This is a genomic window from Mesorhizobium sp. BR1-1-6, from assembly GCF_020165355.1.
Classification (GTDB): domain Bacteria; phylum Pseudomonadota; class Alphaproteobacteria; order Rhizobiales; family Rhizobiaceae; genus Mesorhizobium.
Window position 1 is genome coordinate 94,860 of sequence record NZ_JAIUHZ010000005.1, and the last position, 22,668, is coordinate 117,527.

Below are 22,668 nucleotides of genomic sequence, written 5' to 3' on the forward strand. Positions count from 1 at the left end.
TCCTGAATTTTGAAAACAGCCGCCAAACGGTTCAGTGGATTTGGCAGCCCCGCGAAATTTGGCCGGAATATAGTCGGTAAAGTTGCCAATGCAACTGCGTGGCCGGGCAAATCGGCTGCTTTTCCGGCCTGTTCGCCCGTGTTAGAGCATGACCGCGAAAAGCGCGAGCGGGTTTTCGCAAAAGATCGCGCTGTAACAAACGGTTGCAGCGAGTTTCGAAACCGTCGGGATCGAACCCGGCCACACCTTCCCTCGCGGAACCAGAGCAAAAGACCTGAGATGACCGATACCAGCATCGACGCATTGAACCAGAAACTCGACCGCCTGATCGAGGCGGTCAGCCGCCTCGCCCCGCCGCCTGTGCCCGAAACCGACCTTGGCGGAGCCGATTGCTTCGTCTGGCAGGCGGATCCGGGTTACCTGGAGCCGGTACGCAAGGTGAACCGCGTCGACATCGGCCTGATCCGCGGCGTCGACCGCGTGCGCGACATCCTCGTCGACAACACGGAGCGCTTCGCCTCCGGCTATGCCGCCAACAACGTGCTTTTGTGGGGCGCGCGCGGCATGGGCAAATCGTCGCTGGTCAAGGCTGTGCATGCCGCAATCAACGCCTCGCCGAAACTCGACCGCCCGCTCAAGCTGATAGAGATCCATCGCGAGGACATCGATACGCTGCCGAAGCTGATGACGCTGCTGAAGGCCGCGCCTTACCGCTTCATCCTGTTTTGCGACGACCTCTCCTTCGACCATGACGATACCTCCTACAAATCGTTGAAGGCAGCACTCGAAGGCGGCGTCGAAGGCCGCCCGGCCAATGTCATTTTCTACGCCACGTCGAACCGCCGCCATCTTCTGCCGCGAGACATGATCGACAATGAGCGCTCCACCGCCATCAATCCGTCCGAGGCGGTCGAGGAGAAGGTTTCGCTCTCCGATCGCTTCGGCTTGTGGCTCGGCTTCCACAAATGTTCGCAGGACGAATATCTCGAAATGGTCAACGGCTACGCCAGCCATCATGGGCTCGACATCGACCCCGGGCAGTTGCGCGCCGAGGCGCTGGAATGGGCGACGACACGCGGCAGCCGCTCGGGCCGCGTCGCCTGGCAGTTCACGCAGGACCTGGCTGGCCGGCTCGGCAAGCCGTTGAGAGACTAGGCGGGGTACAACGGGTGGGCAGGAGCCGGTCACAAACTTCGTGGCCGACCCCGTCCGTGGACGCCGGGTTGTCTATATCGTGTTCATTCCCGCACAGGCTTTATGCTTCCCAGGACCATCGGAATATCGGTTTGTATCCCTAGTGCGTCAGTCGCCCAGGCCTGCATTTCTGGTGAAGCATCACCTGATTTCAGGATGGAAATGGCCAGCTTGGACATGTCTGTGGGCGGTTTGGTATTGATTACCGCATAGGAGAAATAACCGGCCAGAACGGCACTTGCGATCGAAATGACCGGTGCAACAATTAAAGCAGTTGCTCGCACATGCGATTGCCAGCGATGCGTTGGGCTGGCGGACGGAAGTTCATCCTCTTCGACAGATTCAATCATTCCACTCTCCTTGCAGAGCGTCGAGAATGACTTTCCTCTACATTAGTTAAAATGCAGATAACCGCTTTTCTGACGGCGGCCCTGGTTTTGGAACGACGACATACATTGAGATTGCGACGTGCATCCCGCGACCAACTGAAAAAGCCCGCTCCTTGCGGGGCGGGCTGAGCCGGCGGGCCGGACTGGAGGTCAGGCGGCCCGCAAATCGCTTTTTTTATTCTATTCGAAATAGCCCCGACTATTCGAGATAGCCGGAGGGATCGACCGGGGCCGAGTTCTTGCGCACTTCGAAGTGCAGCTTCGGCGAGTCCGTCGTGCCGCTCATACCCGACAGCGCGATCTCCTGGCCGCGCTTGACCTTCTGGCCGCGCTGGACCTCGATCGAGCTGGCGTGACCGTAGACGGTGACCAGGCCATTCTCGTGCCGCACCAGCACCGTATTGCCGAATTCCTTGAGGCCATCGCCGGCATAGATGACGACGCCGTTCTCGGCCGCCTTGACCGGCGTGCCCGCCGGCACGGCGATGTCGACGCCGTCCTTGCCGGAACCGAAGCCGGAAATGACGCGGCCGCGCACCGGCCAGCGCATCTTGCCTATGCCGGTGGCGTCCGGCGCCACAGCGTCGTCATCCTCGGCCTGCTGGATGACCTTGGCGTCCTTCTTCGGCGGCGTGTAGGAAGCCAGCGTTTGCGACGGCGTCGTCTTGGCCGTCGGCTGCGTCGTGGCTGTCGTCACCGGGTCTACCGTCGCCGGCTTTGCGGCGGCCACCGTGGCCGTTCCGCCGGCCGGCACCTTCAGCGTCTGGCCGATCTTCAGCAAGCCGTCCTGCATGCCGTTCGCCTGCTTGATGGCGACAACCCCGACGCCAGTCTTCCTGGCGATCGAGGAAAGCGTATCGCCCGACTGCACCGTATAGGCGCCGGCGCCGGCCTTGGGCGCGGCGGCGGCAATTTGCGGCGCGGGCTTGCTGTCTTTGGGCTTGTTCGCCGCGGCCGAAGCATCGACCTGCGCGGCTGACTTGCCCTCCTTGAGCTTCGGCTGCTGCGGCAGCACGGCAACCTTTTCCGGCGCGGTGGCCGGCACGTCGCGCTTGCCATTAGCGGGCTTGGCATCGGCCATCTTGGGCTCGGCCTTGCTGGAATAGGCGTAGGCCGGAATGATGATCTTCTGGCCGGTCTTCAGCCCCTTGGTCGCGCTCAGCCCGTTGACCTTCATGATCACGTCGGCCGGCACCTTGTAGTGCTGCGCCAGCCCGGAGATCGTTTCACCGTCCCTGACGACGATTTCGGTGGCATGCGCCGTGCCGGCTGCCTTGGCGTCGGGCTGGGCATCCTTGAAGGGCTTGGCCGCGGGAGCAACCGTGCCGGTCGCCGTCCGGTCGACATGCGGTGCCGGGCGCACCAGAGCGGGCGCCGATGCAACACGCACCGGATTGGCGGCGGGTGCCAGCGCGGGAGCGGGCTGCGCCTGGGCGACCGGTGGCGGCAGCGGCCGCGTCGACACCGGTTCGAGGCTGGAGCGGCTGACCGACTGCGTGTGGCTGCCATCGAGCGGCGCGGCCGCGACATCCCCCGGATAGGGCTGCTGCACGGCATCCTGCTTGTTGATGATGGCGCGCTGATTGTTTGTCGAGGAGGTGAAGACGTCGTCGACGCCGTTGAACCGCGACACTTGCGAGCTGCACCCAGCCGCGGCACCCGCGATCATGAGAACAGCGCAGCCCCGCGCCAAATTGCGATTGTTTGCCTTCAAAACACTGAGTTGCATCGCACTAACCCGCACAAACTCTGCACCAACTGGACAGGATTAAAGCGCGTTAATGTTACTGGTCGGTTAACCCCTTAGAATCAGACGCAAAATTTCTTAAAATATTTGAGGCCGCCCAGACTGCCCATATAGAGGCACGCGCAGCCGCCGTTGCAGGCCGGCTGACATGGACAATCCCTAGATAACGGCCGCCAGGCTGCGCAATACCGGCTGCAGGCGCACGAGGCCGATATCCTCGCGCTCGAAACGGCTGCCGACCTTGGTGAGCTTGGCCAGCACCTGCTCGCCCTCCTCCGGTCCGATCGGCGCGATCACGATGCCGCCGCTCGACAACTGGTCGAGCAGGAAACGCGGCAGGCTGTCGAAGGCGGCCCAGGCGACGATCCGGTCGAACGGGCCTTCTGCGGCCAAACCGGAGGAACCATCCACCTGGCGCGCGATGACGTTGCCGATGCCGAGCGCCTCGAAGCGCTGCCGCGCCTGTTCGACCAGCGTCTTGTAGCGGTCGATGGTGACAACCCGGCCTGACAGGCGCGACATCACCGCTGCCGTATAACCGGAGCCGGTACCGATCTCGAGCACGCGATTCCCGACTTCGATGGCGAGTGCGGCGATCACCGCCGCCTGCATGTCCGCGCCCTCGATCGCTTCGCCGCATTCGATCGGCAGCATGCGGTCCGACCAGGCGATGGAATGGAATTGGGCGGCCAGGAAGCCGCGCCGCGGTGTCGCCTCGAAGGCCGCGATCAGCGCCTTCGGCACGGTCCCCCTGCCGCGCAGGCGCAGCAGGAAGGCGGCAAATCCTTCTCGGTCATCGATCGGCAGGTTCATGCAAGGGCCTTGCTCAGCTGGTCACGAATCTCATGCGCTGTGAGGTCGAGCTGCAACGGCGTCACCGACACCAGGCGATTGCGCAGCGCAAAAAGGTCGGTGCCCTGCTTGCCCTCGACGGGTTCGCGGCCGAAGCGCAGCCAGTAGTACGGCAGCCCGCGCCCATCGCGGCGTTCCTCGACCCACAGGCTGTGTACGAGCTTGCCCTGCGAGGTGACCACCGTGCCGGCGACCTCTTCAGGCAGGCAGTTCGGAAAATTGACGTTGAGCAGCACGCCGTCCGGCAGCGGCGTCGCGACGAGTTTCTTGAGCAGCGCCGGCGCCAGCGCCTCGGTGGTCTCGTAGGGAACGACGCGGTCCTCGCCGATAGTGCTGTAGCCCTGGCTGAGCGCGATCGAGCGTATGCCGAGCAACGCGCCCTCCATCGCGCCGGCGACGGTTCCCGAATAGGTGACGTCGTCAGCGATGTTGGCGCCGGAATTGATGCCCGACAGGATCAGGTCGGGCGCGCCGGGCAGAATCTTCTTCACGCCCATGATGACGCAGTCGGTCGGCGTGCCGCGCACGGCAAAGTGCTTCTCGCCGATTTTCCTCAGCCGCAGCGGCTCCGAGATCGAGAGCGAGTGCGCATAGCCGGACTGGTCCTGCTCCGGCGCCACCACCCAGACATCGTCGGACAATGTGCGCGCGACGCGCTCGAGCGACGCCAGGCCCTCGGCATGAATGCCGTCGTCATTGGTCAGGAGAATACGCATTATTTCGATTCGATCTTTTCCAGCCCGCCCATATAAGGCCGCAGCACTTCAGGAATGGTTACGCTGCCATCCTCGTTCTGGTAGTTTTCGATGACGGCGATAAGTGCGCGCCCGACAGCCGTGCCTGAGCCGTTCAGCGTATGGACGAAGCGGTTGCCCTTGCCGTCTTTGTCCTTGTAGCGGGCTTCCATGCGCCTGGCCTGGAAATCGCCGCAGACAGAGCAGGACGAGATTTCGCGATAGGCGTTCTGGCCGGGCAGCCACACCTCGATGTCATAGGTTTTTCGCGCGCCAAAACCCATGTCCCCGGTGCACAGCACCATGGTGCGGAACGGCAATTCGAGCCGCTTCAGCACTTCCTCGGCACACTCGGTCATCCGCTCATGCTCGGCGAGCGAGGACTCCTGATCGGTGATCGACACCAGCTCGACCTTGTAGAACTGGTGCTGGCGCAGCATGCCGCGCGTGTCGCGCCCTGCCGAGCCGGCCTCCGAGCGGAAGCACGGCGTCAGCGCGGTGTAGCGCAGCGGCAGTTTCTCATGGGCGGTGATCTCCTCGCGCACGAGGTTGGTGAGCGGCACTTCGGCGGTGGGGATCAGGCCAAGCCTGCCGTCCCCATGCGGCGTGAAGAACAGATCCTCCTCGAACTTCGGCAGCTGGTTGGTGCCGAAAAGAACATCGTCCTTGACCATCAGCGGCGGGATGACTTCCTCATAGCCATGCTCGGTCGTGTGCAGGTCGAGCATGAACTGGCCGATCGCGCGTTCCATCCGCGCCAGCCCGCTCTTCAGCACGGTGAAGCGCGAGCCCGACAGCTTTGCCGCACGCTCGAAATCCATCATGCCGAGCGCTTCGCCGATCTCGAAATGCTCCTTCACCCAGTTCGGGCGGGTCGGCACCTTGCCGACGATATGCTTGACCACGTTGTCGTGCTCGTCCTTGCCGACCGGCACATCGTCGAGCGGCACATTGGGCAGCACCGCCAGCGCGTCGTTCAGCGCCTTGTCGAGCTCGCGCTCGCGCGCCTCGCCGTTCTGGATGAAGGTTTTTATCTCGCCGACTTCGGCTTTCAGTTTTTCGGCAAGGGCGGCATCGCCCGAACGCATGGCGTTGCCGATCTCTTTCGAGGCGGCGTTGCGGCGTTCCTGCTTGGTCTGCAGCTCGGTGACATGTTCGCGCCGCGCCTCGTCCCTGGCGATCAGGTCATCGACGGTGGACTGCGCTTCCTCGACCGACCACGAGCGCTTGACCAGCGCCTCGACAAGGGCCTTCGGGTTGTCGCGAATCCATTTGATGTCAAGCATGGTCTGAAAGCTCCTGCGGTAGCTTGCCGCCAAAGCGCGCGGCGGTTTGCGCTACGATATGCTCCAAGAATATAGCCTGAAACGCATCGTCGGTTTCGCGATGCGTTTCAGGCCAGAGGGGGTAAACCGCATCTCTGATCGATGCAAGATCGGGCTTGCTGACGGCAGGGGCCGCGAGCCCGCTTTCGAGTGGTGAGGGATAGCGCGACAGTCCAGAAATAAAAAACCCGCCTCGGCGGCGGGTCGTTGGCGCAAATCAGCACCATAACCGAATATGTACCATAGCGGCGGGCACCAAGTCAAGAAAAAATTCCTATCGGCACCGGGCCGCGCACCGATTCCGAGGCCGGCAGCCCGCAGGGGCGACGCGCCTGCCCTATGTGGAGGATGCGTCTGCCGGCTTTTCCGCCACCTCTTCCTCGGATTGCTGCTTCTCCCGCGCCAGGCGCTCGCGCTCCTGGCTGCGTTCAATCATCCGCGCCGACCAGATGGCGACCTCGTAGAGCAGGATGGTCGGGATGGCGAGGCCGATCTGGCTCATCGGGTCGGGCGGCGTCAGCACCGCCGCGACGACGAAGGCGATGACGATCGCCCATTTGCGCTTCTCGGCCAGCGCCTTGGATGACAGCATGCCGACGCGCGTCATCAGGCTGGTCACCACCGGCAGTTGGAATACCAGGCCGAAGGAGAAGATCAGCGTCATGATCAGGCTGAGATATTCCGACACCTTCGGCAGCAGCGAAATCTGCACCTGGTCGTTGGTGCCCGACTGCTGCATGGCGAGGAAAAACCACATCACCATCGGCGTGAAGAAGAAATAGACCAGCGAGGCGCCCATCAGGAACAGGATTGGCGACGCGATCAGGAACGGCAGGAAGGCGTTGCGTTCGTTCTTGTAGAGGCCGGGCGCGATGAACTTGTAGATCTGCGTGGCGATCAGCGGAAAGGCGATCACCATGCCGCCGAACATGGCGAGCTTGACCTGCGTGAAGAAGAATTCCTGCGGCGCGGTATAGATCAGCTCGACCTTGTGCGGGTCGAGCCCCGCCCATTGCGTCGCCCATTTGAATGGCACGACAAGTAGGTTGAACAGCTTCTTGGCGAAGAAGAAGCAGACCAGGAACGCGGCGAAGAAGCCGCCGAGCGACCAGATCAGCCGGCGGCGCAACTCGATGAGATGCTCCATCAGCGGCGCCGAGGATTTCTCGATCTCGTCCTTTTCCTTGTCCGAAACGCTCACTTGGCGGCTCCCGCCGTCTTTTTGGCCACTGACTTCTTCGCTGGAGCCGGTTTCGCCTCGGCCTTGGTCGTCGCCGCCTTGGCTGCTGCCGGTTTGGCAGCCTTTGACGCCGCCACGGGCTTCGCCGGCGCTTTGGGTGCTGGCGCGGGTTTGGCGGTCGCCGCTTTCGCAGGCGTGGAAGCTTTCGCGCCGTTCGCCGAAGCCTTGGCGGGCTTGGCCGCTTTCCCTGCCGCAGGTGTCTTTGGCGCCAGCTCTGTCGGCGCTGAGGACGCCACCACCGATTCATCGGTCATGACTGGGAAGATCGGCGCGGCCGGCGCGGTATCGGGTTCAGTGGGCCCCGGCATGGTGGTCGCGCCGTTCTTCAACGGTTCGGCCGCCTGCGGCACCGAGCCGGCGGGCGCTGCCGTATCGACGGCCGGCTTCGGCTTCATCGCCGCGTCGACGCCGGAACGTACATCGGCGGCCGCCTGCTCGAACGGATTGAGCTGTTTCCTGATCTCGGCAACCGGGCTGAGCCCCCTTAGCTCGTCGACCGATTTCTTGACGTCGTCGAGCTCCGCTTCCTTCAGCGCCTCGTTGAACTGCTTCTGGAAATCGGCCGCCATGGCACGCAGCTTCGCCGTCGTGCGGCCGAAGGTGCGCAGCATGTTGGGCAAATCCTTCGGCCCGACGACCACGATCATAACGATCGCGATCACCAGCATTTCGGTCCAGCCGACTTCAAACATGGCTATCCGTTCCGACTAATGCATGCCGCCCAAAAGTGCGAAGCGGTTCTGGGACAACGACACACACAAAAGCAACAACCCTTGGCTCAGCTCTTGCTGGCCTTTTCCTTCGCTGCCGAAACGGTTTCGTCGGCGCGATGTTCGACGGTACGCTTGTCGTCGGCAACGTCGTCGTCGGCCATGCCCTTCTTGAAGCTCTTGATACCCTTGGCCATGTCGCCCATCAGCTCGGGTATCTTGCCGCGGCCGAACACCAGAAGCACGATGACCAGCACGATCATCCAGTGCCAAATCGAAAATGAACCCATAGCAACTCTCTCTCGAATGGTTTCCCTGGCGATGATCTATGCGTTTTCGCGTTGGGATTCAAACACAACCGCGACAGAGTTTATGAAAGGGTGTCGGATGTCACGCATTTTCGGCGATGCGGTCCGCTACCAATCGGCGCATCTAGCCCGGGAAAGCCTCCAGGAACAGGGGCTTGTGGTCAATCTTCCGTGACGCGCGGCGTCAGCAGGCCGAGTTCCTCGAGATCGATATCGGTCAGCGGATCCTCGTCCTCGGTCAGCGCATCCGGATCGGCCGGCGGCTGCGGAATGGAGAAATTCGACGGCATGCGGCCCGAAAGCAGGCCGGCGCCCTTCAACTCCTCCATGCCGGGGAGATCGCGGATTTCCTCGAGCGCGAAATGGTCGAGGAAGGTTTCGGTGGTGCCATAGGTCACGGGACGGCCGGGCGTTTTGCGCCTGCCGCGCATGCGTACCCATTCCGTCTCCAAGAGCGTATCCAGCGTGCCCTTCGAGGTTTCGACGCCTCTGATGTCCTCGATCTCGGCGCGCGTCACCGGCTGGTGATAGGCGATGATCGCCAGCACTTCGAGCGCCGCGCGCGACAGCTTGCGCTGCTGGACGGTGTCGCGGCTCATCAGGAAGGCGAGATCGCCGGCGGTGCGAAACGCCCAGGCATCGCCGACCCGCACCAGGTTGACGCCGCGCCGCGCATAGATCTGCTGCAGCTCGGCCATCGCGAGCGCGATGTTGATGCCATCGGGAAGGCGCGCGGCCAACTGCTTTTCGCTGACCGGCTCGGCACTGGCGAAAACGATCGCCTCGGCCATGCGCACCGCCTCCGCCATATGCAGCCGCTCGGCGGGATTCTGCGCCGGATTCTGGGTCGGATTCTGAACCGAAGCCTGGTCGATCTCGCCCTCCTCCGGTTCGTTGTCCATCTTGAACGGGACAACCGAAGCGTTGGCGCGTTCGCTCATGATGCCACCTCGACTGCCTTGATTGCCTGTGCGCGGTGGTCGCGCAAATAGATCGGCGCGAACACCTCGTCCTGCCGCACATCCATCTTGCCCTCGCGCACGAGTTCCAGTGTCGCCGCGAACGAGCTGGCGATCGCGGTGCGCCGCTCTTCCGGGCTGGACAGATATCGGACGAGAAAACTGTCGAGCGCCGTCCAGTCCTGCAGCGAGCCGATCAGCCTTGTCAGGATATCGCGGGCGTCCTTGAGCGACCAGACGCCGCGCCTGGCGATCGTGACATTGGTGATTGCCTGCTTCTGCCGCTGCTGGGCATAGGCGGTGAGCAGATCGTAGAGCGACGCCGAATAGGCATTGCGCTTCTCGATGATGACCATTTCCGGCATGCCGCGCGCGAACACGTCGCGGCCGAGCCGGTTCCGGTTGACCAGCCGCGCCGATGCATCGCGCATGGCTTCCAGCCGCTTGAGCCGGAATTGCAGCACCGCCGCCAGTTCCTCGCCGCTTTCGCCTTCCTCGCCCGGCTGCTTCGGGATCAAAAGCTTCGATTTGAGGAAGGCGAGCCACGCCGCCATCACCAGATAGTCCGCGGCGAGCTCAAGTCTCAGTGCCCTCGCCGTCTCGACGAAGGCCAAATACTGCTCGGCCAGCGCCAGGATGGAAATGCGCGCGAGATCGACCTTCTGGTTGCGGGCAAGATGCAGCAGAAGATCGAGCGGGCCTTCGAATCCTGCGACGTCGACGACCAGCGACGGATCGCCGGTCAGCCGGGTATCATCGCTTTCGGCCCACAGGCGGTCCATCGGTGCGGCCTTCCCGGCCTTGCTTTCCAATGCTTCCGCCACGTCCCGTTCTTCCCTCTGTCAGGCCACCGCATCGAAATAGGTGGCGAATTCGGCGCGTATCTCGGTTTCTTCAGCCGCGTCGCGTTTTTCTATATAGGTCATTGCCCGGTTTGCGCGCTCAAGCGACTTGCCCTCAAGCCCTTTGGTTCGCGATGCGATGCCCGCCATCTCCTCGAAAACGCCGTTGCAGTGAAGGACCAGATCGCAGCCGGCCGCAAGGATCGAGGCCGCCTTTGTCGGGAAATCCCCAGAAAGTGCCTTCATCGAGGTGTCGTCGCTCATCAGCAGCCCATCGAAGCCGATCTCGCGGCGAATGATCTCGTCGATGACCTTGCCGGAGGTGGTTGCCGGGTTTTTCGGATCGATCGCGCTGTAGACGACATGCGCGGTCATGGCCATCGGCAGGTGGTTGAGTTCCCTGAACGGCGCAAAATCGTGCCGCTGCAGCTCGCTCATCGAAGCGTCGACGACAGGCAGTTCGAAATGCGTGTCCGCGAAAGCCCGGCCATGGCCGGGAATATGCTTCATGACCGGCAGCACGCCGCCAGACATCAGGCCTTCCGCCGCGGCGCGACCGAGTTCGATGACCGGGCGCGGCTCCTTGCCATAGGCGCGCGCGCCGATGACGTCGCTCGCCCCTTCGATCGGCACGTCGAGCACCGGCAGGCAATCCGCCGTGATGCCGTAGCGCAGAAGGTCGAAAGCGTGCAGCCGCGCCATCAGCCAGGCGGCACGGGCTCCGGCGTCATGGTCGTCGCGCCACAGCGCACCGAGCGCGCCGCCGGCTGGATAGTTCGGCGCCAGCGGCGGCCGCAGCCGCTGCACCCTGCCGCCTTCCTGGTCGATGAACACCAGCGCGTCCGGCCGTCCGATGCAGTCGCGCATCTCGGCGACCAGATCGCGGATCTGCTCGGTCTCGCTGATGTTGCGGGCAAACAGGATGAAGGCCCACGGGCATTCATTGCGATAGAAACTGATTTCTTCGCGGGTGAGCGATTTCCCGGCACAGCCGAGGATCATGGATTTTGATTCGGTCATGCCGACGAGTCTAGAATCTTCCGCGGCCAAAGGGAATCACGTCGAAAAGTGCAAAAAGAAAACGGCGCGGCGTTGAGGCCGCGCCGGTTTTCAAACTGCTCTCCTCCGACACGGGAGGTGAATGACTACCTCGACACGAAGCAGTTGCCGCCGGCAGCCTTGTAGCTGGTGCACAGATTGATGGCATCGTTGCGCGACTGCGCGGGCACGCGGACGCGGTAGAAAGTCCCCTTGCCGGCGATCTCCGCCTTGACGATGTTGGCGGTGCGGCCGGAAAGCACGCCGCCATAGCGACGCTGCAGATCCTGATAGGTCGACTGCGCGCTTTCGACCGTCGGCTGCGAGGCGATCTGCATCGACCACGAACCGCCGCCGGTCGAGGGCGCCGCGGGACTGATGGAGGCAACCTGATCGGGCTTGACCTCGCCGACCACGTCGACCGGCTGGTCGGACGGGCGCTGCGGCGCGACCGGGACCTTGGCCGGCGTGTTGGCCGACTGGGCCTTGGCTTCCGCCTTGGGCTCGGTCACCGGTTTCAGGGCTGGCTCGTCGGCCGCCTGCGCGGCGTCCGGCGCCACCGTGCCGGTCTGGTCGGCATCGGCCTGAGCCGACGGCGCGACATGTTGCGGCGCCGGATCGACCGGCTCCACGGCAGCCACTTTCGGTGCGGCGGGCGCCGGATCCTCACGCGGCACCAGCGACCCGTCCGATTTGACCACCATGGTCCTAACCTTGCGCGGCGCCACGGCGACGACGTCGGGATTCGTTCCCTTGTCGGCATCCTGGAGGACCTGCGCGATGCGGTCCTCGGATTTGGCTGCGGGCGCGGCGTTATCGGCTGGCGCCGCAACGGCGGTTGGAGCATCGCCGCCGTCGCCGTCGGTCGCGTCGGCTGCGGTCTGGTCGGGCGAGAGATCGACGGCGCGAGCCGGATCTTTCGCCGCCACATCGACCGGTTCCTCGACATTGGTGACGAGCTTCTGCTGGACCGGCTCGGCGGGCTTGGCGCCCTTGGCGACCGCGTCGTAGACCTTGTTGTCCTGGTTCGGCACCACGGCGCCGCCCGGATTTTCCGGCTTGACCTTGATCGGTGCGTTATCCGCCTTGACCAGGACCGGGGCGTCGCTGCCGCCCTGGCCGCCCGGAGACAGCGCGAAGGCGCCGAGGCCTCCGGTGACAACGACTGCACCGACAATGGCGGCGATGAGCAGGCCGCGCCTGCGCGGCGACCCGCCGGCCTCGCGTTCGGCGAGACCAGGAACCGACATCGCCTCGTCCAGCTCGGGATCGTAGTCGAGCTCGTCGACGGCAAAATCGTCGGCCTGTGAAACCGGCTGGCTGCCGGGCAAGTCGTCGACGTCGAAGCCATTGGTGGCGTCGGCATAACCCGCCGGCGCTGTCGCGCGGGCAGACATTTCCGCTGGCCGTGCCGCGTAGGTGCGCGCCTCGGGCTGATAGCCCGGCTTGAGCCCCTCATAGCCCGGCTTGAGCGTCTCATAGCCCGGCTTGAGAGCCTCATAGCCCTGTTCAAAGGCATCGTATCCCGACTTGAAGCCGGGATTGTAGGAGTCGTCGGCATAGGGCGCGCTGGTGTTTGCGGGAGCCGCAGCGACATCCACTGTATTCATCTCGGTCAGCAGATTGGAGAATTCGGCGTCGAGATCGTCGTAGCCGGGCGCGGCCGGCTCGTCCTCTTCGAAGTGCAATTCCGGAATCTCGAGATCATCCTGAAGCGCCACGACGCGCTCCGGCACATCGACGGTCTCGACATCAGGCATCTCGTCATCGAACGCGGACTGCTCGCGCTGTGCGGCGGCCGGCGCCGCATAAGCGGCAGGCTCGGCCGCACGATAGGTCGGGACCGCGGTAGACGGCGCCGCGGCCATGGGGGCCGCCGAAGCCATCGGCTGGGCGGTAAAACTCGCCTGTTGCGGCTGTGGGACCGGCGTAACCCGGCTCCACGAGCGGGCCGGCTCGGGCGGCGTGGACTGCATCGTCAGCCAATCGAGGGGATCGTCGCGGAAAGTTTCCGGCGCGGCGGAATCCGCTGCGAGGTCTTCATCCCGGTCGATTCCTTCGGCCAGGTCGATGCTTGCGGCGAGTTCCGCTTCGAAATCATCGCCTTCAGAGGCAGCGGCATGCGCGCCGAGGTCCTGGTCCTGAAGCTCATCGAGCATGAGATCGTCAAGATCGACGTCAGCGGCCGAGACCGCCTGATGCTGCTGCGCCGCCGCAGGTTCGTCCAGGTTCCAGTCGAGGTCACCGGCCGCCGGTTCTTCGTCGGGTTTCGCGGTCGCGGCGACAGGCTGCTGAACCGCGACCTCCTCCTCGGCCACCGGCGCCGGGCGTGCGCTCATGGCGCCCAACAGCGCGTTCAACTCGTCTTCAAGGCTACGCTCGTCGGCGGCGGCATGCACCGGTTCGGCCATAGCCGGGGCGGCGGGCTGAACGGGGGCAGCCACAGGCTCAGCGGCCGGCTCGTCCGTCGCTTCGGCAAGCGCGTCGTTGAAATCCTGCTCGAAAGCATCGTCCAGCGGCGCATCGGCGGCCAGGTCTGCTGTCTCGCCTTCCGCATCCGTCACCTTGGCGAACACGTCATCCATTTCGTGCGCATCGGCCGTCTCGGCGGTCACGTCGTGCGCGTCAAGCGCATCCGTCTCCGCAGCCACGGGCGCATCGGTCGCGACCGAGTGATCGGCAGCCAGATCGAAATCGATATCCGCCAACGTGTCGCCGAAAGCCGTGGCGTCATCAAAGCGATCGCCAAAATCCTCTTCGGAAACCGCCTGGTTCGCGTTCAGCGCCGTCTCGAGGGGAAGCTCGACCGGAGCCGCGGCCGCTTCAGGCTGCAGCTGCGCCACGTGACCATCGAGCATCAGTTCGTCTTCGAGCGAAAGGGCAAAGCCATCGTCGAATTCATGGTCGACGGTAGGCTCCGCCACTTCGGCGGCCAAGGCGGGCTCGGCCGCATCGGTCGCGTCATCAAGCCGGAAGTCCTGATCGAGCGATGCCGCAAGCTCGTCCGCCATGGGCAGATCGTCATCGAGCGGCGAAACGCCATCGAGAGAGCTGGCTACCGCATCGTCGAAATCCGTATCGAAAGCGGCATCGACGGTTGGCGCGGCCTCGGCAACAGCGTCGTCGGCACCATGCTCATCGTCGAGCTGCATGTCGTCGAACGCCATGGCGAGTTCGTCATCCATGCCGTCGGTAGCGGCGGCGTCGAACGCCGGCTCATCAACATCGGCGACCGTCGCGGCGTTGCCTTCGGCAAAGTCGAAGTCGCCCATCAACTCCTTTTCGAGATCGAGGTCGAAATCGACCTCCTGCGCCTGCTGATCAGCGGCGGCTTTCGGTTGGGCGGGCGCCTGTGGCTTGACCGGCTGGCGCGGGTCGAACCCCATGATCCTGGTCAGTTCCGCGAACGGATCATCGTTGGCGATGTCGTTGTTGTCGGCTATTCTCAGCTGGGTTCTGTCTGCCATTATTGTTCCCGAACTCGCACTCATTCGGACGCCATGGACGTCGCGCAGGGTTGGCCCTTACCAGCGCAATGTGGGCAAAAGGTGACAGGTTTTTTAGTCAAACCTAACGCATTTCGGTGGGCGCCGCGGCGCCGATCAGCGTCAGGCCGGACGTCAAGACATCCGAAACAGCCTGCACCAGCCCTAGTCTGGCATGCGTCAATTGTCGGTTGTTAACCTTAACAAAACGTAAGTCCGGATTATCGGTGCCGCGGTTCCAGTGCCCGTGGAAGCTTGAGGCCAGATCGTAGAGGTAGAATGCCAGCCGATGCGGCTCGAGCGCAAGTGCCGCCGACTCGATCAACCGTGGATATTCAGCGAGTTTCCTGATCAGGCCGATCTCGCCTTCGTCGGTCAGCAACGCCACGGCAGCCGCCAGACTGTTGCGATCGAAATTGGCCTCTCCCAACTGCTCGCTCGCCTGCCGGAATACCGAATGGCAGCGCGCCGAAGCGTACTGCACATAGAACACCGGATTGTCCTTGGACTGCTCGGTCACCTTGGCGAAGTCGAAATCGAGCGGCGCATCGTTCTTGCGATAGAGCATCATGAAGCGGATGGGGTCGCGGCCGACTTCCTCCACAACCTCGCGCAGCGTCACGAAATCGCCGGACCGCTTGGACATGCGCACCGGCTCGCCATCGCGAAACAGCTTTACCAGGTTGCACAGAAGAACCGTGAGCTTCACCTCGTCGCCGGCGATCGCCCGCGCCAGCGCTTCCAGCCGCTTGACGTAGCCGCCATGGTCGGCGCCGAGCACGTAGATCAGCTCGACGAAGCCGCGATCGACCTTGTCCTTGAGATAGGCGACGTCGGCGGCGAAATAGGTGAACGAACCATCCGACTTGACCAGCGCCCGGTCCATGTCGTCGCCGACCGCCGTCGAACGGAACAGGGTCTGTTCGCGATCTTCCCAGTCGTCCGGCCTCTCGCCCTTGGGCGGCGGCAGCTTGCCTTTGTAGATATGGCCCTTCAGCGTCAGGTCGTTTATCGCCGAGCGGATCTTCCTGGCATTGTCGGCGTGCAGCGTGCGCTCGGAGAAGAACACGTCATGATGCACGTTGAGCAGCGCCAGATCCTCGCGGATCATCGCCATCATCGCGTCGATGGTGCGGTCCTTGACGATGGCGAGCGCCTCTTGGTCCGGCATCTGCAGCAAGGACCGGCCGAATTCCTTGGCCAGCGCCTGCCCGACCGGGACCAGATAGTCGCCTGGATAGAGCCCGGCCGGAATCTCGCCGACCTCGTCGCCAAGCGCCTCGCGATAACGCAGCATCGCCGAGCGGCCGAGAACGTCGATCTGCGAGCCGGCGTCGTTGATGACATATTCCTTGGTCACGTCGTAACCGGCAAAGGCCATCAGATTGGCAAGCGCATCCCCAACGACGGCGCCACGGCAATGGCCGACATGCATTGGCCCCGTCGGGTTGGCCGATACATATTCGACATTGGCCTTCCTGCCGCCGCCGATGCTGGAGCGGCCGTAATTGCGGCCCTCGCCCAGAAGCATCGTGAGATGTGCCTGCCAAAAACCGTCCTTGAGCCGCAAATTGACGAAGCCCGGGCCAGCAACCTCGGCGGCCGCGATATCCTTGTCGTCCCGCAGCGCGAGCGCCAGGCGCTCAGCCAGCACCCGCGGGTTCTGGCCGGTGGGCTTGGCCAGCACCATTGCCGCATTGGTCGCAAGATCGCCATGGCTGGCATCGCGCGGCGGCTCGACGGCGATGCGCGACAGGTCGGGCGAAACGCCGTCATTGTCTTTCAGATCAAGCGTCTCGACGGCTTTTATGATTCGCGCGGTGAAGTCGGCGAAGATGTTCATGGGTATGACTCTGGCGGCTTTGCAGGGAATCCGGCTTGTTGGCCGGCAAAATCGAGCCCGCCCTAGCTCAAATCCGGCGTATGGTCAAACAAACGGCGGTGTTCCTTCAGCGCGTAGGTGTCGGTCATCCCCGCCAGGAAGTCGGCCACGCTGCGCGCCTTGATGCGATCCTCGGCCCGGTCGAGCCCCTCGCGCCAGCCGTCCGGCATGGCGCGCGGATCGGCGAAATAGACGTCGAACAGGTCCCTGACGATCCGCTCCGCATCGGCGCGCACGCGCATGACTTCCTTGTGCCGGTAGAGGTGTTTGTAGAGAAAGGCCTTCAGCTCTTTCTCGGCGATGGCCATTTCGGCGGAAAAGGTCACCATCGTCTCGCCCGCCGCCCTCACCGCATCGGCGCTCCGCGGCCCGGTGCGTTCCAGGTTGGCGGTGGTCGACCTGATCACGTCCTCGACCATGGCGGTGATCTGGCGCCGCATCAGCTCGTGGCCGGTGCACACCTCGTCGAGATTGGGATAGCGCGCGCGCACCCCCTCCAGGATGGTCCCCGGCAGCGAGACGGCCTTCAGCATGTCCAGCGTCAGCAGCCCCGCCCTCAGGCCGTCGTCGATGTCGTGCGTGTTGTAGGCGATGTCGTCGGCGATCGCAGCACACTGCGCCTCGATGCCGGCGAACCGGTCGAGTTCGAGGTCGTGCAGTTCCGAATAGTCGCGGATCGCCTGCGGCACCGGACCCTTCAGGCCCTTGCCGTTGGCATCGGTCAGCGGACCATTGTGCTTGACCAGGCCTTCCAACGTTTCCCAGGTCAGGTTCAGTCCGTCAAACTCGGCGTAGCGCGCTTCCAGCCTTGTCACGATGCGCAGCGATTGCGCGTTGTGGTCGAAGCCGCCCCAATCAGCCATCTTCTCGTTGAGGGCGTCCTCGCCGGTGTGGCCGAAGGGCGTGTGGCCGAAATCATGCACCAGCGCCACCGCTTCAGCCAGATCCTCGTCGCCGCGCAGCGCCCGCGCCAGGGCGCGTGCGATCTGCGCCACCTCGATCGAATGGGTCAGCCGGGTACGGTAATGATCGCCTTCATGGGCGATGAAGACCTGCGTCTTGTGTTTCAGCCGGCGGAACGCGGTGGAATGGATGATGCGGTCGCGGTCGCGCTGGAACGGCGTACGGGTCGGGCTTTCGACCTCTTCGAACAGGCGCCCGCGCGAGCGCGCCGGATCGCTGGCATAGGCCGCGCGGGGCCTATAGCCGAATCCGATGTCGCCCAACTCGCTGGTCATGGTCGATGCCGCCTGACTTTGGCCGCCTGACTTTGGCCGCTAGACTATGGCCGCCAGACTATGGCCGGTTGACTTGGCCCTTCGCGCTTCATACCTATCATGTGAAACCGAAAGCAAGGTGACGCCCATGGGCGCGGATGCCAAGACCGCCATGAAAGTCGAGATGACCGATGCCGCCGCAAGGCGGATCGCCAAGATTGTGTCGGACGAGGCCGGCAAGACGGCGTTGCGCGTTTCCGTCGAAGGCGGCGGCTGCTCCGGCTTTTCCTACAAGTTCGATCTGGTCGACGCGCGCAACGACGACGATGTCGCCATCGAGAAGGACGGCGCCACGGTTCTGATCGATGATCTGTCGCTGGTCTATATGGGCGGGTCGGTGATTGATTTCGTCGACGACCTGATGGGCCAGTCGTTCCAGATCCGCAACCCGAATGCGGTCGCCTCCTGCGGCTGCGGCACAAGCTTCTCCATTTAGGAACAACATGCCTGCCATTGGCGCGGTTCGTCAGGTCGCGCTCTCGGCCGGGCGAGACCTCGACGCGACCCTGGCCTTCTGGTGCGACGTGCTCGGGATGAGCGTGCATGTGCGTTACGATCCGCCGGGCATCGCCTTCATCATGGCCGGCAGCGTGCGGCTGCTGTTCACCGACGGCATTCCGGCCGGAACCGTCTATCTCGACATATCAGGTCTCGAGGATTTCCACGCCGGCGCGAAAGCTGCGGGCGTTCCCTTCACCGCGCCTCCAACGCTTGTTCATCGCGACACCGAGGGCCAGTTCGGTCCGGCGGGGGAAAGCGAGTGGATGGCCTTTCTAAAGGATCCCGCAGGCAATACGATCGGCCTGGTCGAACGTCTTGCCCCGGAAGAACATTGAGGCCGCCATGAAGATCGTCACCTGGAACATCAACGGCATTCGCGCCCGCATCGGCAATCTCACCCATTGGCTGACCGAAAGCGCCCCCGACATCGTCTGCCTGCAGGAGATCAAGACGGTCGACGAGCAGTTCCCGCGCGCCGAGATCGAGGCGCTTGGCTACAATGTGGAAACCCACGGCCAGAAGGGTTTCAATGGCGTCGCCCTGCTGTCGAAACTGCGCTTCGACGAGGTCATCAGAGGTCTGCCCGGCGACGACGCCGACGAGCACGCGCGCTTCATCGAAGGCGTGTTCTCGACCGACAAGGGCGCATTGCGCGTCGCCTCGCTCTATCTGCCGAACGGCAATCCGATCGATGACGAGAGGAAATTCTCCTACAAGCTGTCCTGGATGGCACGGCTGGAGCGCTGGGCCGAGGAGCGGCTGAGGCTGGAGGAAGCCCTGGTGCTGGCCGGTGACTACAACGTCATTCCCGAACCTGTCGACGCGAAGTTCCCGGAGAACTGGCTGAATGATGCGCTGTTCCAGCCGCAGACGCGGCAGGCGTTCCGCAGGCTGAAGAATCTCGGCTTCACCGAAGCAGTGCGTTCGGTCACCGATGCGGGCGACACCTTCACCTTCTGGGACTACCAGGCCGGCGCCTGGCAGAAGAACAACGGCATCCGCATCGACCACCTGCTGCTGTCGCCCGAGGCCGCCAACCGGTTTTCATCGGCCTCGATCGAAAAGCATGTGCGCGCCTGGGAAAAACCGTCCGACCACGTGCCGGTGGCCATCGATCTCGATTTGCTGCCGGCCTGAGGGAGACCCCGGGCCCGCGCTGGACCTCGTATCGCCACAATCAGGCGCATGATGGGAGATCATCATGGCGGCTGGGGTTCCCATGACCATACGACTTGTCCTTTGTCCGATCGGCCTGGCATTCGCTATCGCCGTCCCTGCGGCGGCTTTCGCCGCCGAGGAATGTCTTGCCAATGGAAAATCCTACCCGGTCGGCCAGGTCGCCTGTCTGACGATCGCCGACAAGAGCCACCTCGCCCGCTGCGAGATGGTGCTCAACAACACCTCATGGACGAAAGTCGGGGACAGCTGCCCGCAAGACACGCTGGCGCCGCACCGGCGGATGACGCCGATCTCGGCGCCGGCTCCCAGCATGGTGCCGGCGGAGCCGACCGAGAATTAATGTCTGATTAGCGATCTCCTCGTGGGGAGATCATCCTTACTGATCGGCGCTGTTGCCCTTGGTCAGGATGTCGTCAGCGAGCGAGATCGCTGTGCGGCGGTCGGCTTCGCCGGCGGCGGCAAAGGCCTCCTCCTGCATGCCGCGGATCCAGGGCTGGTCGGCGGGCGCCGCACGTTCGAGTGCTGCCGTCATCATCGCCAGGCCGCGCACGATCTTGCCGCTCTGGAACAACAGATGGCCAAGCGTCGCCTGCGCGCCGGCATGGCCTTTTTCGGCGGCGAGCTGGAACCAGCGCCCGGCCTGCTTGACGCTGGCCTTCACGCCGCCCTCGCCCTTCAGGAACATCTGCCCCATCTCGAACTGGGCATTCGGGTTGCGGTAGTTGGCGGCGGCGCGCATGTAATATTCCTGGGCCGCCACTTCGTTCTCGGTCACCGGGCTGCCGGGAATGCCCTTGCGCAGGTAGTCGCCCAGCGCCACCAGCGCGTCGGAAACGTAGCTTTCTTCCGGTGAGCCGGGCTCGACGTCCTGATCGACGATCTCCGAAAAGAACTTGAACGCCTCGTAATCGTCGCGCGCCACGCCGTCACCCTCGGCATACATGCGGGCAAGCTTCCAGGTAGCGCCGATCTGGCCGTTCTCGGCGGCGTATTTATAGGCCTCCGCGGCCTGTTCCTTGTGGCCGTTCTTGTAGGCGGAGAAACCGAACTGGAACACCGCCCAGGGGCTCGACTGCGGCTTCACGCCGGTCTTGTCGTCGAATACCTTGTCGTCGAAGGCCATGGCCTGGCCGACGGCGCCAAAGATCGCTAACGCGACCAGTGCCGGAAGGACAGACGACCTCAACAACTCAGATGTCCGCATAGCAGTGTGTTTCTTTCGCACCGCCCGGATGGGTGACCGCGCCGTCGCGGGCGGAACCTACCGTCTGTGCGTATTTCCATATCGCGCCGGACTGATAGTCGGTTGTGCGCGCCTTCCAACTCTTTGCCCTCGCAGCCAGTTCCCTATCGGACAACGCCACATCGATCGTGCCGTTCACGGCATCGATGGAGATCACATCGCCGTCCCGGATGAGGCCAATCGGACCGCCAACGGCGGCCTCGGGCCCGACATGGCCGATGCAGAAGCCGCGCGTCGCGCCCGAGAAACGGCCGTCTGTGATCAGCGCCACCTTGCCACCCATGCCCTGGCCGTAGAGTGCCGCCGTCGTCGACAGCATCTCGCGCATGCCAGGTCCGCCGCGCGGCCCTTCGTAGCGGATGACGAGAACTTCGCCTTCCCGGTAGTTGCGATGCGTCACCGCTTCGAAACATTCCTCTTCCGAATCGAAGCAGCGCGCCGGGCCGGAGAACTTCAACTCCGTCATGCCCGCGACCTTCACGATCGCGCCTTCGGGGGCAAGGTTTCCCTTCAAGCCCACGACACCGCCGGTTTGGGTAATAGGTCTGTCGGCCGGGCGGACCACATCCTGGTGTTCATTCCAGGCAATATGCTCCATATTTTCGGCCAAAGTGCGGCCAGTGACCGTCAGGCAATCGCCATGCAGGTAGCCGTGGTCGAGCAGCGTCTTCATCAACAGCGGAATGCCGCCGGCCTCGAACATGTCCTTGGCGACATATTTGCCGCCGGGCTTGAGGTCGGCGATGTATGGCGTCTTCTCGAAAATCCGGGCGACATCGAACAGGTCGAACTTGATGCCGGCCTCATGCGCTATGGCCGGCAAATGCAGCGCCGCATTGGTCGAGCCGCCGGTGGCCGAAACCACCGTCGCCGCGTTCTCCAGTGCTTTCAGCGTGACGATGTCGCGCGGCCGGATGTTCCTGGCGATCAGTTCCATGATCTTTTCGCCGGAGGCGAAGTTGAAACGGTCGCGCATTTCATAAGGCGCCGGCGCGCCGCAGGAATAGGGCAGTGCCAGGCCGATCGCCTCGGCCACGGTCGCCATCGTGTTGGCGGTGAACTGGGCGCCGCAGGAGCCGGCCGAGGGACAGGCGGCCTGCTCGATTTCAAGCAGTTCGGCATCGCCGATCGTGCCGACCGAGTGCTGGCCGACCGCTTCGAACACATCCTGCACGGTGATCTGGCGGCCGCGGTAGCTGCCGGGCAGGATTGAGCCGCCATAGATGAAGATCGACGGCACGTTGAGCCGCACCATGGCCATCATCATGCCGGGCAGCGACTTGTCGCAGCCGGCGAGCCCGACCAGCGCGTCGTAGCAATGCCCGCGCATGGTGAGCTCCACCGAATCGGCGATGACCTCGCGCGACACCAGCGACGACTTCATGCCCTGGTGGCCCATGGCGATGCCGTCGGTGACGGTGATGGTGCAGAATTCGCGCGGCGTGCCGTTGGCGGCCGCGACGCCCTTCTTGACCACTTGCGCCTGGCGCATCAGCGAAATGTTGCAGGGCGCCGCTTCGTTCCAGCAGGAGGCGACGCCGACCAGCGGCTGTGCGATCTCGGCCGCCGACAGGCCCATGGCATAGAGATAGGAGCGATGCGGCGCACGCGCCGGACCGACGGTCACATAGCGGCTGGGGAGCTTAGCCTTGGAGATGACTTTGGCGTCCATACTCTTCCTTGCCCCACATCTTCCTCGCAAGAGGGCGGTGCGGCCTGCTCCCATCGCCGAGCCTTTTGGCGCGTGTCCCGAGACAAGATCG

21 protein-coding genes are annotated in these 22,668 nt (G+C 63.8%); 5 read left to right on the forward strand and 16 right to left on the reverse strand.

All coding sequences use genetic code 11. The features are described 5' to 3' along the window. Positions 1–279: 279 nt before the first annotated feature. The gene (locus LB545_RS12490) at positions 280–1,155 is read left to right on the forward strand and encodes an ATP-binding protein (protein WP_140880581.1); all 876 of its coding nucleotides are present in this window, start codon (positions 280–282) and stop codon (positions 1,153–1,155) included. An 83-nt stretch (positions 1,156–1,238) separates the two neighbouring features. On the opposite strand, the gene LB545_RS12495 is transcribed toward LB545_RS12490, so the two are convergent. From LB545_RS12495 to LB545_RS12560, 14 genes are all read right to left on the reverse strand, one after another. Then, positions 1,239–1,544 (reverse strand): hypothetical protein, encoded by a 306-nt coding sequence (locus LB545_RS12495; protein WP_140495771.1) that lies wholly within the window; start codon positions 1,542–1,544, stop codon positions 1,239–1,241. A 238-nt stretch (positions 1,545–1,782) separates the two neighbouring features. After that, positions 1,783–3,312 carry a LysM peptidoglycan-binding domain-containing M23 family metallopeptidase gene (locus tag LB545_RS12500; protein ID WP_140521032.1) on the reverse strand — a complete coding sequence of 510 codons (1,530 nt, stop codon included), beginning with the start codon at positions 3,310–3,312 and terminating at the stop codon, positions 1,783–1,785. Between the two features lie 177 nt (positions 3,313–3,489). After that, positions 3,490–4,143, reverse strand: a complete 654-nt coding sequence (locus tag LB545_RS12505; RefSeq protein ID WP_140495769.1) for a protein-L-isoaspartate(D-aspartate) O-methyltransferase — start codon at positions 4,141–4,143, stop codon at positions 3,490–3,492. After that, the gene (gene surE, locus LB545_RS12510) at positions 4,140–4,898 is read right to left on the reverse strand and encodes a 5'/3'-nucleotidase SurE (protein WP_140495768.1); all 759 of its coding nucleotides are present in this window, start codon (positions 4,896–4,898) and stop codon (positions 4,140–4,142) included. The genes LB545_RS12505 and surE overlap by 4 nt, the downstream gene beginning before the upstream one ends. After that, entirely contained in the window at positions 4,898–6,202 is a 1,305-nt protein-coding gene (gene serS / locus LB545_RS12515) for a serine--tRNA ligase (RefSeq protein ID WP_140495767.1), read from the reverse strand. The genes surE and serS overlap by 1 nt, the downstream gene beginning before the upstream one ends. A 376-nt stretch (positions 6,203–6,578) precedes the next feature. Continuing rightward, complete coding sequence (gene tatC / locus LB545_RS12520) at positions 6,579–7,442, reverse strand: twin-arginine translocase subunit TatC (protein WP_140495766.1); 864 nt, start codon at positions 7,440–7,442, stop codon at positions 6,579–6,581. Then, positions 7,439–8,173, reverse strand: coding sequence for a Sec-independent protein translocase protein TatB (tatB, locus tag LB545_RS12525; RefSeq protein WP_140521033.1), 735 nt, complete (start codon positions 8,171–8,173; stop codon positions 7,439–7,441). Before tatB ends, tatC begins: the two co-directional genes overlap by 4 nt. Before the next feature lie 86 nt (positions 8,174–8,259). Then, the gene (locus tag LB545_RS12530; RefSeq protein ID WP_015317533.1) at positions 8,260–8,481 is read right to left on the reverse strand and encodes a twin-arginine translocase TatA/TatE family subunit; all 222 of its coding nucleotides are present in this window, start codon (positions 8,479–8,481) and stop codon (positions 8,260–8,262) included. 179 nt (positions 8,482–8,660) lie between these two features. Then, positions 8,661–9,440: an SMC-Scp complex subunit ScpB gene (scpB, locus tag LB545_RS12535; protein WP_140896054.1), complete on the reverse strand. Its 780-nt coding sequence runs from the start codon at positions 9,438–9,440 to the stop codon at positions 8,661–8,663. Next, positions 9,437–10,240 carry a segregation and condensation protein A gene (locus tag LB545_RS12540; protein ID WP_140623496.1) on the reverse strand — a complete coding sequence of 268 codons (804 nt, stop codon included), beginning with the start codon at positions 10,238–10,240 and terminating at the stop codon, positions 9,437–9,439. The genes scpB and LB545_RS12540 overlap by 4 nt, the downstream gene beginning before the upstream one ends. Before the next feature lie 60 nt (positions 10,241–10,300). Beyond that, positions 10,301–11,320 carry a beta-N-acetylhexosaminidase gene (gene nagZ / locus LB545_RS12545; RefSeq protein WP_140517130.1) on the reverse strand — a complete coding sequence of 340 codons (1,020 nt, stop codon included), beginning with the start codon at positions 11,318–11,320 and terminating at the stop codon, positions 10,301–10,303. Between the two features lie 125 nt (positions 11,321–11,445). Further along, complete coding sequence (locus LB545_RS12550) at positions 11,446–14,805, reverse strand: SPOR domain-containing protein (protein ID WP_224705159.1); 3,360 nt, start codon at positions 14,803–14,805, stop codon at positions 11,446–11,448. 103 nt (positions 14,806–14,908) lie between these two features. Beyond that, positions 14,909–16,666: an arginine--tRNA ligase gene (gene argS / locus LB545_RS12555; protein ID WP_224705161.1), complete on the reverse strand. Its 1,758-nt coding sequence runs from the start codon at positions 16,664–16,666 to the stop codon at positions 14,909–14,911. A gap of 62 nt (positions 16,667–16,728) precedes the next feature. After that, positions 16,729–17,943, reverse strand: coding sequence for a deoxyguanosinetriphosphate triphosphohydrolase (locus tag LB545_RS12560; RefSeq protein WP_224705163.1), 1,215 nt, complete (start codon positions 17,941–17,943; stop codon positions 16,729–16,731). A 127-nt stretch (positions 17,944–18,070) separates the two neighbouring features. Here LB545_RS12560 and erpA point away from each other — a divergent pair, with 127 nt between their 5' ends. The 4 genes from erpA to LB545_RS12580 all read left to right on the forward strand — a co-directional run bounded on the left by erpA (position 18,071) and on the right by LB545_RS12580 (position 20,002). Further along, positions 18,071–18,418, forward strand: coding sequence for an iron-sulfur cluster insertion protein ErpA (gene erpA / locus LB545_RS12565; protein WP_140495759.1), 348 nt, complete (start codon positions 18,071–18,073; stop codon positions 18,416–18,418). Between the two features lie 7 nt (positions 18,419–18,425). Further along, positions 18,426–18,818, forward strand: a complete 393-nt coding sequence (locus LB545_RS12570) for a VOC family protein (RefSeq protein ID WP_140495758.1) — start codon at positions 18,426–18,428, stop codon at positions 18,816–18,818. Positions 18,819–18,825: 7 nt separating this feature from the next. Next, the gene (gene xth, locus LB545_RS12575; RefSeq protein WP_140495757.1) at positions 18,826–19,620 is read left to right on the forward strand and encodes an exodeoxyribonuclease III; all 795 of its coding nucleotides are present in this window, start codon (positions 18,826–18,828) and stop codon (positions 19,618–19,620) included. Positions 19,621–19,684: 64 nt separating this feature from the next. Then, positions 19,685–20,002, forward strand: coding sequence for a hypothetical protein (locus LB545_RS12580; protein WP_140564102.1), 318 nt, complete (start codon positions 19,685–19,687; stop codon positions 20,000–20,002). 36 nt (positions 20,003–20,038) lie between these two features. On the opposite strand, the gene LB545_RS12585 is transcribed toward LB545_RS12580, so the two are convergent. Both LB545_RS12585 and ilvD read right to left on the reverse strand, forming a co-directional pair. Further along, positions 20,039–20,866, reverse strand: a complete 828-nt coding sequence (locus LB545_RS12585) for a tetratricopeptide repeat protein (protein ID WP_140517142.1) — start codon at positions 20,864–20,866, stop codon at positions 20,039–20,041. Continuing rightward, on the reverse strand, positions 20,853–22,577 hold the full coding sequence (ilvD, locus tag LB545_RS12590) for a dihydroxy-acid dehydratase (RefSeq protein WP_140495754.1): 1,725 nt from the start codon (positions 22,575–22,577) through the stop codon (positions 20,853–20,855). The genes LB545_RS12585 and ilvD overlap by 14 nt, the downstream gene beginning before the upstream one ends. Positions 22,578–22,668: the final 91 nt, after the last annotated feature.

Coding starts and splice junctions, on each gene's coding strand:
- LB545_RS12490 (WP_140880581.1), top strand. CDS start 280: ATGACCGATACCAGCATCGACGCATTGAACCAGAAACTCGACCGCCTG.
- LB545_RS12495 (WP_140495771.1), bottom strand. CDS start 1,544: ATGATTGAATCTGTCGAAGAGGATGAACTTCCGTCCGCCAGCCCAACG.
- LB545_RS12500 (WP_140521032.1), bottom strand. CDS start 3,312: ATGCAACTCAGTGTTTTGAAGGCAAACAATCGCAATTTGGCGCGGGGC.
- LB545_RS12505 (WP_140495769.1), bottom strand. CDS start 4,143: ATGAACCTGCCGATCGATGACCGAGAAGGATTTGCCGCCTTCCTGCTG.
- surE (WP_140495768.1), bottom strand. CDS start 4,898: ATGCGTATTCTCCTGACCAATGACGACGGCATTCATGCCGAGGGCCTG.
- serS (WP_140495767.1), bottom strand. CDS start 6,202: ATGCTTGACATCAAATGGATTCGCGACAACCCGAAGGCCCTTGTCGAG.
- tatB (WP_140521033.1), bottom strand. CDS start 8,173: ATGTTTGAAGTCGGCTGGACCGAAATGCTGGTGATCGCGATCGTTATG.
- LB545_RS12530 (WP_015317533.1), bottom strand. CDS start 8,481: ATGGGTTCATTTTCGATTTGGCACTGGATGATCGTGCTGGTCATCGTG.
- scpB (WP_140896054.1), bottom strand. CDS start 9,440: ATGAGCGAACGCGCCAACGCTTCGGTTGTCCCGTTCAAGATGGACAAC.
- LB545_RS12540 (WP_140623496.1), bottom strand. CDS start 10,240: ATGGACCGCCTGTGGGCCGAAAGCGATGATACCCGGCTGACCGGCGAT.
- nagZ (WP_140517130.1), bottom strand. CDS start 11,320: ATGACCGAATCAAAATCCATGATCCTCGGCTGTGCCGGGAAATCGCTC.
- LB545_RS12550 (WP_224705159.1), bottom strand. CDS start 14,805: ATGGCAGACAGAACCCAGCTGAGAATAGCCGACAACAACGACATCGCC.
- argS (WP_224705161.1), bottom strand. CDS start 16,666: ATGAACATCTTCGCCGACTTCACCGCGCGAATCATAAAAGCCGTCGAG.
- LB545_RS12560 (WP_224705163.1), bottom strand. CDS start 17,943: ATGACCAGCGAGTTGGGCGACATCGGATTCGGCTATAGGCCCCGCGCG.
- erpA (WP_140495759.1), top strand. CDS start 18,071: ATGGGCGCGGATGCCAAGACCGCCATGAAAGTCGAGATGACCGATGCC.
- LB545_RS12570 (WP_140495758.1), top strand. CDS start 18,426: ATGCCTGCCATTGGCGCGGTTCGTCAGGTCGCGCTCTCGGCCGGGCGA.
- xth (WP_140495757.1), top strand. CDS start 18,826: ATGAAGATCGTCACCTGGAACATCAACGGCATTCGCGCCCGCATCGGC.
- LB545_RS12580 (WP_140564102.1), top strand. CDS start 19,685: ATGGCGGCTGGGGTTCCCATGACCATACGACTTGTCCTTTGTCCGATC.
- LB545_RS12585 (WP_140517142.1), bottom strand. CDS start 20,866: ATGCGGACATCTGAGTTGTTGAGGTCGTCTGTCCTTCCGGCACTGGTC.
- ilvD (WP_140495754.1), bottom strand. CDS start 22,577: ATGGACGCCAAAGTCATCTCCAAGGCTAAGCTCCCCAGCCGCTATGTG.